Source organism: Streptomyces chiangmaiensis (assembly GCF_036281785.1).
GTDB classification, from domain to species: domain Bacteria; phylum Actinomycetota; class Actinomycetes; order Streptomycetales; family Streptomycetaceae; genus Streptomyces; species Streptomyces chiangmaiensis.
The window spans coordinates 59,412-73,297 of record NZ_JAYWVC010000020.1; the positions used below are offsets into that span (position 1 = coordinate 59,412).

The following is a 13,886-nucleotide window of genomic DNA, read 5'->3' on the forward strand; positions in this document are numbered from 1 at the left end:
GGACGATGTGAGCCGGGCGGTCAGTCGCCCCTGGGCGCCGTGGCCGCGGGCGAGAGCGGTGCGCCGGACGGCTCCACGGGGCGTTCGGTGTCCACGGGGAGTCCGGAGTCCGTGGGCGGTTCGGTATCGACGGGGAGTTCCGCCGTGACCGTGAATCCGCCGCGCGGCGACGGGCCGGCGCGCAGGGAGCCGCCCGCCGGATCTGACATGTCGTCAGCCGTCTTCACAACTCCTGGGAGCTGGGCTATACAGGGGAGCGCTGTACTGGAACGCGTTCTAGAACGGGCGGGTTCCGCGGTCCCGTGACGACCCCGGTGCGGCCGACGGTGCGGACGGTCGCACCGGGGTCTTTCCCGCCAGTGTCAGGAGCCCCATGCCCATCGACCCAGTCAAGGCCCTCGCCGCCGAGCCCCGGACCCGCGAGATCACCTGGGACCACAAGGACGTCCAGCTCTACCACCTCGGCATCGGCGCGGGCGCGAACCCCGACAAGCACAGTCCGGCGACCGACGCCGACGAGCTGCGCTACACCCTGGAGTCCCGGCTGCACGTCCTGCCGAGCTTCGCCACCGTCGCGGGCGCCGGTGCGCCGGGCGTGATCAGCGGCCTGTCCATGCCCGGCGTCGAGGTCGAGCTCGCCCGCGTCCTGCACGGCGGCCAGACACTCGTGGTCCACCGGCCGGTCCCGGTTGAGGGCAGGGCGACGGCCACCTCCCGGATCGCCGCCGTGTACGACAAGGGCAAGGCCGCCATCCTCGTCCTGCGCACCGAGGTCAGCGACGCCCATGGCCCGCTGTGGACCAACGACGCGCAGATCTTCGTACGCGGGGAGGGCGGCTTCGGCGGAGATCGCGGCCCCGCCGCCGCCACCGACCGGCCCACCGGCGAGCCCGACAAGGTGATCGAGCGGCCGACCCGCGAGGACCAGGCGCTGCTCTACCGCCTCTCCGGCGACTGGAACCCGCTGCACGCCGACCCCGAGTTCGCCAAGCTGGCCGGGTTCGAACGGCCCATCCTGCACGGACTGTGCACCTATGGGATCACGCTCAAGGCGGTCGTCGACACGCTGCTCGACGGGGACGTGGCCCGGGTGCGCGCCTACTCCACGCGATTCGCCGGAATCGTCTTGCCGGGCGAGACCCTGCGCATCCGCGTATGGCGGCGGGAGGGCTCCCTGCGGGTGACGGTCGGCGCGGTCGAGCGGGACGACGCGCCGGTCCTCGCCGACACCATCGTCGAACACTCCTGAGCCACCCAGCCTTCGAGGGGAGCCGCACCATGCGCGCAGCCGTACTGCACGAGATCGGCCAGGACAAGCTGGAGGTCCTCGACGACGTCGAGGCGACGGGCTTCGGCCCCGGCAAGGTCAGGATCCGGGTGCGCGCCACCGGGCTGTGCCATTCGGACCTGTCCGCGATGAACGGGGTGCTGCCGCAGCCCGCCCCGTTCGTGCCCGGCCATGAAGGCGCGGGCGAGATCCTCGAAGTGGGCGAGGGCGTGCGCACGTTGCGGCCCGGTGACCGGGTGGTCGTGTGCTGGCTGCCGGCCTGCGGCGCCTGTCCCGCGTGCAAGCGCGGCCAGACCGAACTGTGCCTGTCCGGGTTCATGAACGCGGGCACCCCCAACTTCAAGCGCCCCGGCGGCGACGTCTTCGGCTTCGCAGGCACCGGCACCTTCACCGAGGAGGTCGTTGTGGACGCCGGCTGCGCGGTGCCCATCCCGGACGACGTGCCGTTCGACATCGCCGCCCTCATCGGCTGCGGGGTGACCACCGGCCTCGGCGCGGCCCTCAACACCGCGGACGTGGAGGCGGGCTCGTCCGTCGCCGTCATAGGCTGCGGGGGCGTCGGCATCTCCGCGGTCCAGGGCGCCCGGCTCAGGGGTGCCGCCGAGATCATGGCCGTCGACCCGGTCGCCTCCCGCCGGGAGTCCGCGCTGAAGTTCGGTGCCACGAGGGCGGTGTCGCCGGACGAGCTGGCGGACGCCAAGCAAGAGGTCACCGCCGGGGAGGGGTTCGACTACGTCTTCGAGGTCGTCGGAAAGTCGGCCACCGCCCGCACGGCCTACGAGACCACCCGGCGCGGCGGCACCCTCGTCGTGGTCGGAGCGGGCGCCATGGACGACTTCCTCCAGCTCAACATGTTCGAGCTGTTCTTCGACGAGAAGCGGATCCTGCCGTCGATGTACGGCGGTGGGGACGTTCTGCGCTCCTACGAGCGGACCATCGCGCTGTGGCGCGCCGGGCGCATCGACCTGGCGGGCCTGATCACGCACCGGGTGCCCCTCGCCGAGATCAACGAGGCGCTGGACCAGATGCGGACGGGCACGGCACTGCGCACATGCATCGAGATCTGAGGTCCCGTACGCCTGTCGAGAGGACCTTGATGTCGCTGCCACTGGAAGGGCTGTCCGCCGTCGTCACCGGGGCGGGCCGGGGCCTGGGCCGGGCCGAGGCGCTGGAACTCGCCCGGCTCGGAGCGGCCGTCGTCGTCAACGACTACGGGCAGCCGGGCCGGGACGGCTCGGGCGAGGCGTCCGCCGCTCCCGCCGAGGAGGTCGCCGCCGAGATCCGCGCGGCGGGCGGCCGGGCCGTCGCCCACACCGGGGACGTCGCCGACTTCGCGCAGGCGCACGGTCTCATCGAGCTGGCGATCGCCGAGTTCGGAAAGCTCGACGTCCTGGTCAACAACGCGGGCATCCTGCGCGACCGCATGATCTTCTCGATGTCCGAGAACGAATGGGACGCGGTGATCCGGGTTCACCTCAAAGGCCACTTCAACACGACCCGCTTCGCCGCCGCGCACTGGCGGGCGCGCTCCAAGGCGGCGGACGGCCCGGTGTACGGGCGGATCGTGAACACGTCGTCGGAGGCGTTCGTGGCGGGGTCGGCCGGGCAGCCCAACTATGCGGCGGCGAAGGGCGGCATCGTGGGCCTCACCACCTCCACCGCCCTCGCCCTGGCCAGGTACGGGGTCACGGCGAACGCCATCTGCCCGCGCGCTCGAACCCGTATGACCGAGGACGTGTTCGCCGGCTTCGAACGGCCGGAGCAGGGACTCGACCCGCTCGCCCCCGAGCATGTGGCCCCGCTCGTCGGCTATCTGGTCTCACCCGCCGCCGCACCGGTCAACGGGCAGCTCCTGGTAGTGCACGGCGGCATGGTCGCGATCGTCGAGCGGCCCCGAGTGCACGCCAGGTTCGACACGAAGCAGGACGCATTCACCTACGACGAACTCGACGCCCTTCTCACCCCGTACTACGCACAGCGGCCGACGGGCGAGACGTTCGCGGCCGTGGAGCTGCTCGGGCTGAAGCACGCGTGAACGGGGTCCGGTCCGCCGGGACCGCGGCCGCCTCCCCGGCGCGATCGCGGTCCCGCCCCCCTCGCGCCCCCGACCGGCCGTAGCCCGCCGCGTGCCACCGCAACCCGGGCGCCGCTCCATGGCACCGTCGGACCATGACCACGTCGCAGGCGGAGAGAGCCGCTCCTCAAGTCCGGGCACCGTGGAGTGCGCTCGCCGCGCTCATGGTCGGCTTCTTCCTGCTCATGCTCGACACCACCGTCGTGGTCGTGGCGATGCCGCGGCTTTCCACCGATCTCCACACGGACATCAGTACGACGGTCTGGGTGACCAGTTCCTATCTGCTGGCGTACTCCGTGCCGCTCCTGCTCGCGGGCCGCCTCGGAGACCGGTTCGGCGCGAAGCGGATCTACCTGATCGGCATGGCGGTGTTCACCGGAGCCTCGCTCCTGTGCGGGCTCGCCACCGGCATCGGGCAGCTGATCGCCTTCCGGGGCCTTCAGGGCCTGGGCGCCGCCGGCATGTCCCCCCAGTCCATGGCGATCATCAGCAAGACCTTCCCCAAGGAGGTCCGCGGGCGCGCCATGTCCTACTGGGGCCTGGTCTCCGGCGGCGCCGTTCTCGTCGGGCCGGTCTGCGGCGGTCTGCTCATCGACTCGCTGGGCTGGCGGTCGATCTTCTTGATCAACGTGCCGATCGGGATCGTCGGGCTCGTGGTGGCGCAGCGTTTCGTGCCGGCCCTGTCCGGCAACCCGCAGCGGTTCGACGTGGTCGGCGTGCTGATCAGCGGTCTGTCCCTGTTCTGCCTCGTCTACGGCTTGGAGAACGGCAGCGGCTACGACTGGTCGGAGATCACCGACGACCTCGTCCTCCTCGGGTACCACACCGGGATCGCCGTCCACGTCCCGGAGGTCCTCGCCCTCGGAGTCGTGTTCGCGGTCGTCTTCGTCGCCTGGGAACGCGTGAACAGGAGCGAGCCGCTGGTTCCCCTGGGCATCTTCCGGGTGAGGACCTTCACGGCCGCCAATCTGGCGATCGTGGCCGCGGGCTTCGCCACCGTCGCCGCGAGTTTCCCCGGCACTCTCTACTTCCAGGCCGGCCGCGGCATGACGCCGGCCCAGGCGGCGCTGATGATGCTGCCTTCGGCGCTGGTCTCGGTGCCGCTCGCACCCTGGATCGGAAGGCTCGTCGACAAGGTCGGCCCCAAGTGGCCGGCGTTCACCGGACTCGCCCTGTTCAGCTCCGCGCTCTTCGTCCGGCACTTCCTGATGACGCCCGACATGTCCCTGGTCGTACTGCTCGTGCACGCCGCCTGGATGGGCGCGTCGAGCTCGCTGATGATGAGCCCGCTCGCCGTCGCCGCGATGCAGGGGCTGCCGCACACCTACGTCGGCGCCGGGTCGGGAGTGTTCAACGCGTCGCGGCAGATCGGGGCCACGCTCGGCGCCGCGGTCATCGCGACCGTCATGACGGCCCAGTTCAAGACCCAGATCGCGGCGCACGCGGCGGGCCTCACCGCCAGTCGGCGGGAGGCCTTCAAGAACACAGACTTCCAGCGGCTGGAGTCGGGGCACGGCGTGCAGGAATCCGTGCGCACCGTCGTCTCGGCGGTCATGGCCAACGCGCTGCTGTGGCCGGCGGCGGCAATGGCCATCGGAGCGGCCATGGTGCTGCTCGTGCGCAGTCCCGCACCCAAGGAATGAGGGTCCGCCGGGGCCGACAGGCCAGGCGCCGCCGACCGCTCGGTCCTGAGCCCCTTGTCGCGGCGAGGTCCCCCGCCCGTGACGGAGCGGACGGAGGACCTCGACGGAATCGATGCGCCCTCAGACCGAGGCCGGCTCCCGGTGATCGGCCGTCACGCCGCGGTCTGCGGCACGGTGACGCCCGCTGGGTGCCGCCTCGGTGTCCTCGGCGGAGACCGGTCCGCGATGCCGGCCGTGTCCCTGGATCTCCTGGGCCTCGTTCGGCAGAGGCATGCTGGTGCTGGTGTCGTTCATCTGAAGTGTTCACCCCGTCGACATGATCTTTCGTACAGCCGGGCGAGTCTAACGGGCGGCGACGACAGCCGCGCCGGGAGCCGGGGGCGCGGATCCGCGGCCGTCCCCTTTCCCCGCCGCCCCGCTTGTGCTCCCCACCGGGGTCTGCTTCCTGCGGACCCATACGAGGGGCGTCCGCTCGGTTCGACCGCCGCGCGGCGCAAGTGCCTGCTGCAACGGCACCGGTCGCGACGTCCTGTCCTCCGGGGGCTTCGGCACCGGCCGCCGGCCCGGCTCCCGCGTTGGCGGTGCGGGAGCCGCCGCGGGCGGTACCACCCGGGCCACCGCGCACCGCACACTCCGCGTCGCAAACGGCAGCCGCAGCACCCCGTCCCGCGTCCACAGCCCCGCGCCCGTCAACCAGCCCTCGGGAGCCGGCAGGTGGTGGACACGACGGTCCGCGGGGCGCCACACCCCGACCCAGCTGCCCGCCGCCCCGTCGATCCGGAGCGCCACCGCACAGCTCTCCGGCATCAGCGCCTGTCCCGGCTGGATGGCGAACGGGGTCGCCGGGCAGTTCAGCCGCAGGCACTCGGGGAAGCGCACCGGCAGCGTGCTCCCCAACACCCCCCAGCCGAGCCGGTGCTGACCCGGCGACGGGGCGTCCGAACGGATCAGCAGCAGTCCGCTGTCCGGATCCGCGAGCAGCAGCCGGTCGTGGCTCCGGTCCGCGATCTGCAGCAGTGGCGAGACCTCCCCGCCCCGTGCCAGATCCACCACCACCGTCTTCGTGGGACCCCCGTCGGGCGGTGTGCGGTCGAGGGCCAGCATCCGCCCCGCACGGTCCAGCCACACCCCACCCGAGCACCGGCCCGGCAGTTGAGCCGGCCGCTCGGGTCCCCCCGGTCCGCCCGCCACCTGCCACACCGCTGTGGATCCCCGGTCCACGGCGAGCGCGAACGCGCGGTCCCCCGTCGGCGCGGGGGGCAGCAGCCGCATCCGGGTACCGTCCTGGGGGCATTGCACCGCGCCCAGCGGCAACTCCCCGGTCCCCGGCCCGGTCGGGTAGAGCAGCGAGAACGTGTGCCGCCCCGCCGCGACGCGGTGGATCAGCACCCGGCCGTCGGCCATCGGCTGTACTTCGGTGCCGGGCTCCTCCGGCTGATTGCCGGGCAGTGGTACGGCGTAGGGTTCAGGGCCGTCCAGGGTCCAGCGCTCCGGGTACCAGGACCCGTCGTCCAGGGCGAGGCGTGCCGCGTAGGACCCGTCCGCGGTCAGCACGCATCCGGGCCGGGCCGCCCACTCGTCACCCTCCGCCGTGGCGGTCGTGAAGGCACAGGCCGTCATGGTTCGGTCACCTCCGGCGACGAAGCTAGTTTTCGTACGCACGGGCGTGACTTCGCGAGACGGCCACTTCACACATAAGGGTGTTCGTCGCGCCGTTCGCCTGAGAAAACGGGGGCGGGTGTGCTGCACGAGGGGGCGCGCGGCCCGTCCTCGCGCGACCTCCGCATCCTCGGGAGCGGTCCACGTGGCGCCACCACCGGGCCCGCCTGCCCGGTCGAGCCGCGACCGGTCGGGGAGGGACCCGGGGCAGGTAGCCTTTCCCCGTGCCCCGTCTGTCTGAAGTCATCGCCGCGTTGGAGACCCTGTGGCCCGCCGAGCGGGCCGAGTCCTGGGACGCGGTCGGCACGGTCGTCGGCGACCCGGACCAGGAGGTCGCCCGGGTCCTCTTCGCCGTCGACCCCGTCCAGGAGATCGTCGACGAGGCGGTGAAGCTGGGCGCGGACCTGCTGGTCACCCACCACCCGCTCTATCTGCGCGGTACGACGACGGTGTCGGCCTCCACGTTCAAGGGCCGCGTCGTGCACACGCTCATCAAGAACGACATTGCGCTGCATGTCGCCCACACCAACGCCGACCGCGTCGATCCCGGCGTCAGCGACGCCCTCGCCGGCGCGCTCGACCTGCGGGTCCTGCGCCCCCTGGTGCCGGATGCGACCGACCCGGAGGGCCGCCGGGGTCTTGGCCGTGTCTGCGAGCTGGACCACCCGCTGACCGTCCGCGCGCTGGCCGCCCGCGCCGCCGAGCGGCTGCCCGCCACCGCGCAGGGCATCCGTGTCGCCGGCGACCCCGAGGCGCTGGTCCGCACGATCGCCGTCAGCGGCGGCTCCGGCGACAGCCTCTTCGACGAGGTGCGCGCGGCCGGTGTGGACGCCTTCCTCACCGCGGATCTCCGCCACCACCCGGCGTCCGAGTTCATGGCGGCTCAGACCCACAGTCCTCTCGCGCTGCTCGACGCGGCGCACTGGGCCACGGAGTGGCCCTGGTGCGAGCTGGGCGCCGCCCAGCTCGACGAGATCTCCGACCGGCACGGATGGGACCTCCGCGTCCACGTCTCCAAGACGGTCACCGACCCCTGGACCGCCCACGCGGCGCCCGGCACCGCCCATCCAGGGAGCGCATCGCGCGCTCCCTCCGACTCGCACACCCCTGGAGCCCCAAACTGAACGCCGCGCCCGCCGACCAGATCCGACTCCTCGACGTCCAGGCCCTGGACGTACGACTGCAGCAGCTCGGACACAAGCGCAGGTCCCTGCCCGAGCACGCCGAGATCGAGTCGCTGACCAAGGACCTCACCCAGCTGCGCGACCTGCTGGTGGCGGCGCAGACCGAGGAGAGCGACTGCGCCCGCGAGCAGACCAAGGCCGAGCAGGACGTGGATCAGGTGCGCCAGCGCGCCGCCCGCGACCAGCAGCGCCTCGACGCCGGCGCGGTCACCTCCCCGAGGGATCTGGAGAACCTTCAGCACGAGATCGCCTCGCTCGCCAAGCGCCAGGGAGACCTGGAGGACGTCGTACTGGAGGTGATGGAGCGCCGCGAGTCCGCGCAGGCGCGGGTCGCCGAGCTCACCGAGCGGGTCGCGTCGGTGCAGTCGAAGATCGACGACGCCTCGGCGCGCCGGGACGCGGCGTTCGAGGAGATCGACCGCGAGTCGGCCTCGGTGACCAAGGAGCGCGAGGTCGTGGCGGGCTCGGTGCCCGCGGACCTGCTGAAGCTGTACGACAAGCTGCGCGAGCAGCAGGGCGGCATCGGCGCGGCCAAGCTTCACCAGCGCACCTGCCAGGGCTGCCGCCAGGAGCTGGCGATCACCGAGCTGAACGAGATCCGTGCCGCGGCGCCCGACACGGTCGTGCGCTGCGAGAACTGCCGCCGCATCCTGGTGCGCACGTCCGAGTCCGGCCTGTAAGAGGCGTACGCAGTGCGGGAGTTCATCGTCGAGGCCGACGGGGGGTCCCGGGGCAACCCGGGGCCCGCGGGCTACGGCAGTGTGGTGCGTGACGCGGCGACGGGCGAGACGCTGGTGGAGCGGGCCGAGTTCATCGGGACCGCCACCAACAACGTCGCCGAGTACCGGGGCCTGCTGGCCGGGCTGAGCGCGGCCCGCGAGCTGGACCCGGCGGCCAGGGTGCACGTCCGTATGGATTCCAAGCTGGTCGTGGAGCAGATGTCCGGCCGGTGGAAGATCAGGCACCCGGACATGCGGCCGCTGGCGATGCAGGCCGCCGCCGTATTCCCGGCCGGGCAGGTCACCTACGAGTGGATCCCGCGCGAGCGGAACAAGCACGCGGACCGGCTGGCCAACGAGGCGATGGACGCGGGAAGCCGGGGCGAGCGGTGGGACGCGTCCCGGTCCGCCGCCGAGCCGGCCTCACACGGCGTGACGGCGCCCGAACCGGCGGGACCGCCGGGCGATGCGCGGGCCGGTGCGGCTCTGGCGGCCTCGGCCCCTTCCTCCTCGTCCGGCGGCGCCGGGACGGGTTCGGCGGAACGGAAGGGCGCCGACGTGCGTGCCGCCCGTAACGTCGCCTCCGCCCCGCCCGACCTGGGCGCCCCGACCACCTTCGTGCTGCTGCGGCACGGCGAGACCCAGCTCACCCCGCTCAAGCGGTTCTCCGGCAGCGGCGGCAGCGACCCGGCCCTGTCCGAGGCCGGCCGGCGCCAGGCCGATCTCGTCGCCGGTGCGCTCGCCGCACGGGGGACCGTCCAGGCGGTGGTCTCCTCGCCCCTCGCGCGCTGCCACGAGACCGCCCGGACCGTCGCCGCCCGCCTCGGCCTCGAGGTGAGTGTGGAGGAAGGGCTGCGTGAGACGGACTTCGGGGCCTGGGAGGGCCTCACCTTCGGCGAAGTGCGCGAGCGGTACCCCGAGGACATGAACGCCTGGCTGACCGACCCGGAGGCCGAACCCAGCGGCGGCGGCGAGAGCTTCGCGGCCGTCGCCCGGCGGGTCGCCGCCACCCGGGACAAGCTGCTGGCCTCCTACGCGGGCCGTACGGTCCTGCTGGTCTCGCACGTCACACCCATCAAGACCCTTGTCCGGCTCGCGCTCGGCGCACCTCCCGAGGCGTTGTTCCGCATGGAGCTGTCGGCGGCGTCCCTGACCGCGGTGGCCTACTTCGCGGACGGCAACGCGAGCCTCCGCCTCCTCAACGAGACGTCCCACCTGCGCTGAGCGGGCGGCGCAGACCTGCCGCTTCCCGCGCCAGCCGCTCGATCCGGGTCCAGTCCTTCGCCGCGATCGCGTCCTCGGGAAGCATCCAGGTCCCGCCCACGCAGCCGACGTTGGGCAGCGCCAGGTAGTCCGGGGCGTTCGCGGGGCCGATTCCGCCCGTGGGGCAGAAGCGGGCCTGCGGGAGCGGTCCGGCCAGCGACTTCAGGTACGCCGTGCCGCCGGCCGCCTGCGCCGGGAAGAACTTCATCTCCCGCACGCCCCGTTCGAGGAGCGTCACGACCTCCGACGCCGTCGCCACCCCTGGCAGGAACGGCACCCCGGACGCCTGCATCGCCGCCAGCAGCGCGTCCGTCCACCCGGGACTGACCAGGAAACGCGCACCCGCCGCCCCGCAGTCGGCCACCTGTCCGGGCGTGATGACCGTGCCCGCCCCGACCACCGCGTCCGTGACCTCTGCCGCGATCGCCCGGATCGCGGCGAGCCCGGCAGGGGTGCGCAGTGTCACCTCGATCGCGGGCAGCCCGCCCGCCACCAGCGCCCGCGCCAGGGGAACGGCGTCGGCGACGTCCGCCACGACGACCACGGGGACGACCGGTGCGAGATCGAGGACCGAGACGGCGGACTGCGACGAGGGCAGCGGTGAGGTCATGGCCTCATCCTGTCGATGCAAAGCATCATGCGCAAAGTGTGTTGCATATGTTGCAACGCGCCCGGCGTCCGGGTCAGTGGATCTCTGTGACCACCACGTCCAGCGACCAGGCCTTGCCGGTGGCGGGGGCCTCGGCCTCCACCACGTAACCCAGGTCCCGCAGCGCCTCCACCAGCCCCGCCGGATTCCTGGGAGCGGCCCCCGCCGTCAGCAGGGCCCGGACGATGCGTCCCTTCGTCGCCTTGTTGAAGTGGCTGACGACCGAGCGCTTCTCCACCCCGTCCACGATCCGGGAGTGCAGCACCCGCACGGTCGCCGTCCGTCCGGCCACCTCACCCCTCGGCTTCCACGCCGCCGCGTAGGCGGAGGACCGCAGGTCCAGCACCAGCCCCTCGCCGGCCACCTCCGGCAGCGCCGAGGCCAGGGGTTCGCGCCAGTGCGCGCCGAGCGCACCGAGTCCGGGCAGCCTCACGCCCATCGAGCAGCGGTAGGAGGGGATGCGGTCGGTCACACGGACCGCGCCCCACAGCCCGGAGAAGACGAGCAAAGACCGGGCCGCGCGCCGCTTGGCGGCCGCGTCCAGCGCGCCGAGACCCAGCGCGTCGTACAGGACACCGGTGTAGATCTCCCCGGCGGGCCGTGCCCCCGCCGACCGCAGCCCGGTGTTCTTGGCCACCTCGCCGCTCAGGCCCTCGCTCAGCCCCAGTACCTCGCGCGCCTTCTCCTCGTCGCCCGCGCACAGCTCCACGAGTTCGCCGAGGACGGCCTCCCGCGCGGCCGTCAGCCCCGGCAGCGACAGCGACTCGAGGTTCAGCGGGGCACCGCGACCGGACGACGCCTTGCCTTCCGAGGGCGGCAGCAGCACAAGCACACATACTCCTTCTGTAGAGCTCCGCGACAGCGTACGGCGTGGTGTGCGTCCGGGGCGGCCCGCACCCCCGGGGCCTACCGCGCCCGCGCCCGGACGACACGGTCGGCGTCGTCGGCGTGGAAACGGACGACGTGGACCCGAGCCGTTCGCCTTCGACCTGGACACGACCGAATTCCGCTGAGGTCCTCGGCGGTATGAAAACGGGGCCTGCGGGTGTTGCACCTCCGAAAGGGGGGTGCAAGGTGAGCGGACGTGAACAGGCCCTGTGGACCAGGGCGCGGCTCGGCCGGGGCGGGCCGCCGCTCGACCTGCTCACGGCTCGCTTCGACCGGCACCGCTATGCGCCCCACGCGCACGACGAGTTCACCATCGGCGTCTGCGTCGGCGGCTTCGAGGTCATCGACTACCGCGGCGGCCACATACGGACCGGACCGGGCACCATCGTCGTCCTCGACCCCGGCGAGGTGCACACCGGCGCTCCCGCCACCGCCACCGACGGCTACGCCTACCGCGCCCTGTACGCGGAACCCTCGCTGCTCAGCGACGGTATCCTCGGCGGTGTCCCGCACTTCCGTGAACCGCTGCTGGACGACCCCGAACTCGTGGCCGCACTGCGCGCCGCGCACACCGAGCTGAGTGCCTGTCCCGACCCGCTGGAGGCCGAGTCCCGGCTGCCGTGGCTGCTCACCGCGCTCGCCCGCCGCCACTCCACGGCCCGCCCGGTGTCCGACACGATCCCCGGCGCCGCCTCCCTCGCCCAGGCCATACGCGACCGCCTCGCCGACGAACTGCTCACCCCGCCCTCCCTCGCCGACCTCGCCATCGAACTGGGCCTGTCCCGCTACCAGTTGCTGCGTGCGTTCCGTACGACGATGGGGATACCGCCCTACGCCTGGCTTGCCCAGTACCGGGTGACCCGGGCCCGCGGCCTGCTGGAGGGGGGACTGCGCCCCGCCGAGGTCGCCCCGCTCGTGGGCTTCGCCGACCAGGCGCATCTGACCCGCTGGTTCCGCCGTGTGCTGGGGGTGACCCCGGCGGCATACCGCGCGAGCGTGGCCGTAACGGCGCACCGCAACAGCGTTCAAGACGGCGCACCCTGACCCGGCCGACACTCGCCGTATGACTGCACGCGGCTGGTTTCTGTTCTCCCTCATGGGAGTGATCTGGGGCATCCCCTATCTGATGATCAAGGTGGCGGTGGACGCGGTGTCCCCGTCCATGGTGGTGTTCACGCGCTGTGCGCTGGGTGCCGTGCTCCTGCTCCCCTTCGCCCTGCGCCAGGGCGGCCTGACCCGGACCGTACGGATGCACTGGCGCCCCATGCTGGCCTTCGCGTGCATCGAGATCATGGGCCCCTGGTTCACGCTCACCGACGCCGAGCGACGGCTGTCCAGCTCCACTGCCGGGCTGCTCATAGCGGGCGTGCCGATCGCAGGGGTGGTGCTGGCCCGGTTCTTCGGCGGGGCCGAGCACCTGGGCGCGCGGCGGGTGGCCGGCCTCGCCCTCGGTCTGGGAGGCGTCGCGGTCCTCACGATCCCGCACCTGACCGGGGGCGACGCGCGGTCTCTCGGCGAGGTGCTGCTGACCGTCCTCGGCTATGCGACCGCGCCGCTGATCGCGGCCCGGCAGCTGAAGGACGTCCCCTCGCTCCAGCTCACGGCGCCGTGCCTGGCCCTGGCGGCGCTCGTCTACGCCCCGGCGGCCGCGGCCACCTGGCCGGCTGTCGTACCGTCCGCGCAGGTCCTGGCCGCCCTGGCCGGACTCGGCGTGATCTGCACGGCGGTGGCCTTCGTGGCGTTCCTGGAGCTGATCAAGGAGGCGGGCCCGACCCGGGCCACGGTCATCACCTACGTCAACCCGGCGGTCGCGGTGGCGGCGGGAGCGCTCTTCCTGGACGAACGCCTCACGGCCGGGACCCTCGCGGCCTTCGCCCTGATCCTGGCCGGCTCCGTGCTCGCGACGGCGTCCCCGGCCGCCGGGCGGAGGCGCGGCCCGCGCCCGGTACCATGGTCCCTACGGCAGACGAGCCGGGCGGACGGCCGCGTGGAGGTCCTGGTGGATCTCCCCGAGGAACGTCCGGGCTCCACAGGGCAGGGTGGTGGCTAACGGCCACCCGGGGTGACCCGCGGGACAGTGCCACAGAAAGCAAACCGCCGGGGACCGTACGCGTACGGGCCCCGGTAAGGGTGAAACGGTGGTGTAAGAGACCACCAGTGCCCAGGGTGACCTGGGCAGCTCGGTAAACCCCACCCGGAGCAAGGTCAAGAGGGGCCGCCCTTTCGCAAGAGGGGGCGCCCTGCGCGGACGTTCGAGGGCTGCCCGCCCGAGTCCGCGGGTAGACCGCAGGAGGCCGGCGGCAACGCCGGTCCTAGATGGATGGCCGTCGCCCCGGGGTCCGCGAGGACCCGGGGGAACAGAACCCGGCGTACAGCCCGACTCGTCTGCCGCTTATGCCCCACCCCGCGGCCCGTCGCCGCGCACGCTTCGGATGATCATGCGTGGCGTCCATGCACGAAGCCGGTGCTCCTAGGTGTTCACCAGCCACTGTCGCCCGTCGATGAGTTCGCGAACCGCG

The 13,886-nt window shown here is 72.6% G+C and carries 13 protein-coding genes, 1 other RNA gene and 1 pseudogene; 10 read left to right on the top strand and 5 right to left on the bottom strand.

The genetic code is table 11. From position 1 onward, the window contains the following. Positions 1-20 precede the first annotated feature (20 nt). Positions 21-227, bottom strand: coding sequence for a hypothetical protein (locus VXC91_RS09530; protein ID WP_408057357.1), 207 nt, complete (start codon positions 225-227; stop codon positions 21-23). A gap of 146 nt (positions 228-373) precedes the next feature. Here VXC91_RS09530 and VXC91_RS09535 point away from each other — a divergent pair, with 146 nt between their 5' ends. The 4 genes from VXC91_RS09535 (at position 374) to VXC91_RS09550 (ending at position 5,005) form a co-directional block, all read left to right on the top strand. Continuing rightward, on the top strand, positions 374-1,249 hold the full coding sequence (locus VXC91_RS09535) for a MaoC/PaaZ C-terminal domain-containing protein (protein ID WP_329506584.1): 876 nt from the start codon (positions 374-376) through the stop codon (positions 1,247-1,249). Positions 1,250-1,278: 29 nt separating this feature from the next. Next, on the top strand, positions 1,279-2,355 hold the full coding sequence (locus tag VXC91_RS09540; protein WP_329506586.1) for a Zn-dependent alcohol dehydrogenase: 1,077 nt from the start codon (positions 1,279-1,281) through the stop codon (positions 2,353-2,355). Between the two features lie 29 nt (positions 2,356-2,384). Beyond that, positions 2,385-3,323, top strand: coding sequence for a 3-oxoacyl-ACP reductase (locus VXC91_RS09545; protein WP_329506587.1), 939 nt, complete (start codon positions 2,385-2,387; stop codon positions 3,321-3,323). Between the two features lie 134 nt (positions 3,324-3,457). Then, positions 3,458-5,005, top strand: a complete 1,548-nt coding sequence (locus tag VXC91_RS09550) for a DHA2 family efflux MFS transporter permease subunit (RefSeq protein WP_329506588.1) — start codon at positions 3,458-3,460, stop codon at positions 5,003-5,005. Between the two features lie 120 nt (positions 5,006-5,125). On the opposite strand, the gene VXC91_RS09555 is transcribed toward VXC91_RS09550, so the two are convergent. After that, positions 5,126-5,299 (bottom strand): hypothetical protein, encoded by a 174-nt coding sequence (locus VXC91_RS09555; protein ID WP_329506589.1) that lies wholly within the window; start codon positions 5,297-5,299, stop codon positions 5,126-5,128. Positions 5,300-5,347: 48 nt separating this feature from the next. After that, entirely contained in the window at positions 5,348-6,625 is a 1,278-nt protein-coding gene (locus VXC91_RS09560) for a hypothetical protein (protein ID WP_329506590.1), read from the bottom strand. A 263-nt stretch (positions 6,626-6,888) separates the two neighbouring features. On the opposite strand from VXC91_RS09560, the gene VXC91_RS09565 reads away from it, so the two are divergent. Genes VXC91_RS09565 through VXC91_RS09575 form a run of 3 tightly spaced genes read left to right on the top strand, consistent with a single transcriptional unit; the run spans position 6,889 to position 9,791 of the window. Then, positions 6,889-7,788 (top strand): Nif3-like dinuclear metal center hexameric protein, encoded by a 900-nt coding sequence (locus VXC91_RS09565; protein ID WP_329506592.1) that lies wholly within the window; start codon positions 6,889-6,891, stop codon positions 7,786-7,788. Next, positions 7,785-8,528 carry a zinc ribbon domain-containing protein gene (locus tag VXC91_RS09570; RefSeq protein ID WP_329506611.1) on the top strand — a complete coding sequence of 248 codons (744 nt, stop codon included), beginning with the start codon at positions 7,785-7,787 and terminating at the stop codon, positions 8,526-8,528. The genes VXC91_RS09565 and VXC91_RS09570 overlap by 4 nt, the downstream gene beginning before the upstream one ends. Positions 8,529-8,540: 12 nt before the next feature. After that, positions 8,541-9,791, top strand: coding sequence for a bifunctional RNase H/acid phosphatase (locus VXC91_RS09575; protein ID WP_329506595.1), 1,251 nt, complete (start codon positions 8,541-8,543; stop codon positions 9,789-9,791). Here VXC91_RS09575 and eda read toward each other — a convergent pair. Then, positions 9,766-10,440, bottom strand: coding sequence for a bifunctional 4-hydroxy-2-oxoglutarate aldolase/2-dehydro-3-deoxy-phosphogluconate aldolase (gene eda / locus VXC91_RS09580; protein ID WP_329506596.1), 675 nt, complete (start codon positions 10,438-10,440; stop codon positions 9,766-9,768). The genes VXC91_RS09575 and eda overlap by 26 nt on opposite strands. A 73-nt stretch (positions 10,441-10,513) precedes the next feature. Continuing rightward, entirely contained in the window at positions 10,514-11,311 is a 798-nt protein-coding gene (gene yaaA, locus VXC91_RS09585) for a peroxide stress protein YaaA (RefSeq protein WP_329506598.1), read from the bottom strand. Positions 11,312-11,505: 194 nt separating this feature from the next. Here yaaA and VXC91_RS09590 point away from each other — a divergent pair, with 194 nt between their 5' ends. The 3 genes and pseudogenes from VXC91_RS09590 (at position 11,506) to rnpB (ending at position 13,755) form a co-directional block, all read left to right on the top strand. Continuing rightward, complete coding sequence (locus VXC91_RS09590) at positions 11,506-12,411, top strand: helix-turn-helix domain-containing protein (RefSeq protein ID WP_329506599.1); 906 nt, start codon at positions 11,506-11,508, stop codon at positions 12,409-12,411. 82 nt (positions 12,412-12,493) lie between these two features. After that, positions 12,494-13,258 (top strand): annotated as a pseudogene (locus VXC91_RS46960) (DMT family transporter); the annotation flags it as partial. A 76-nt stretch (positions 13,259-13,334) separates the two neighbouring features. Continuing rightward, an RNA gene (rnpB, locus tag VXC91_RS09600) (RNase P RNA component class A) lies at positions 13,335-13,755 on the top strand. Positions 13,756-13,886: the final 131 nt, after the last annotated feature.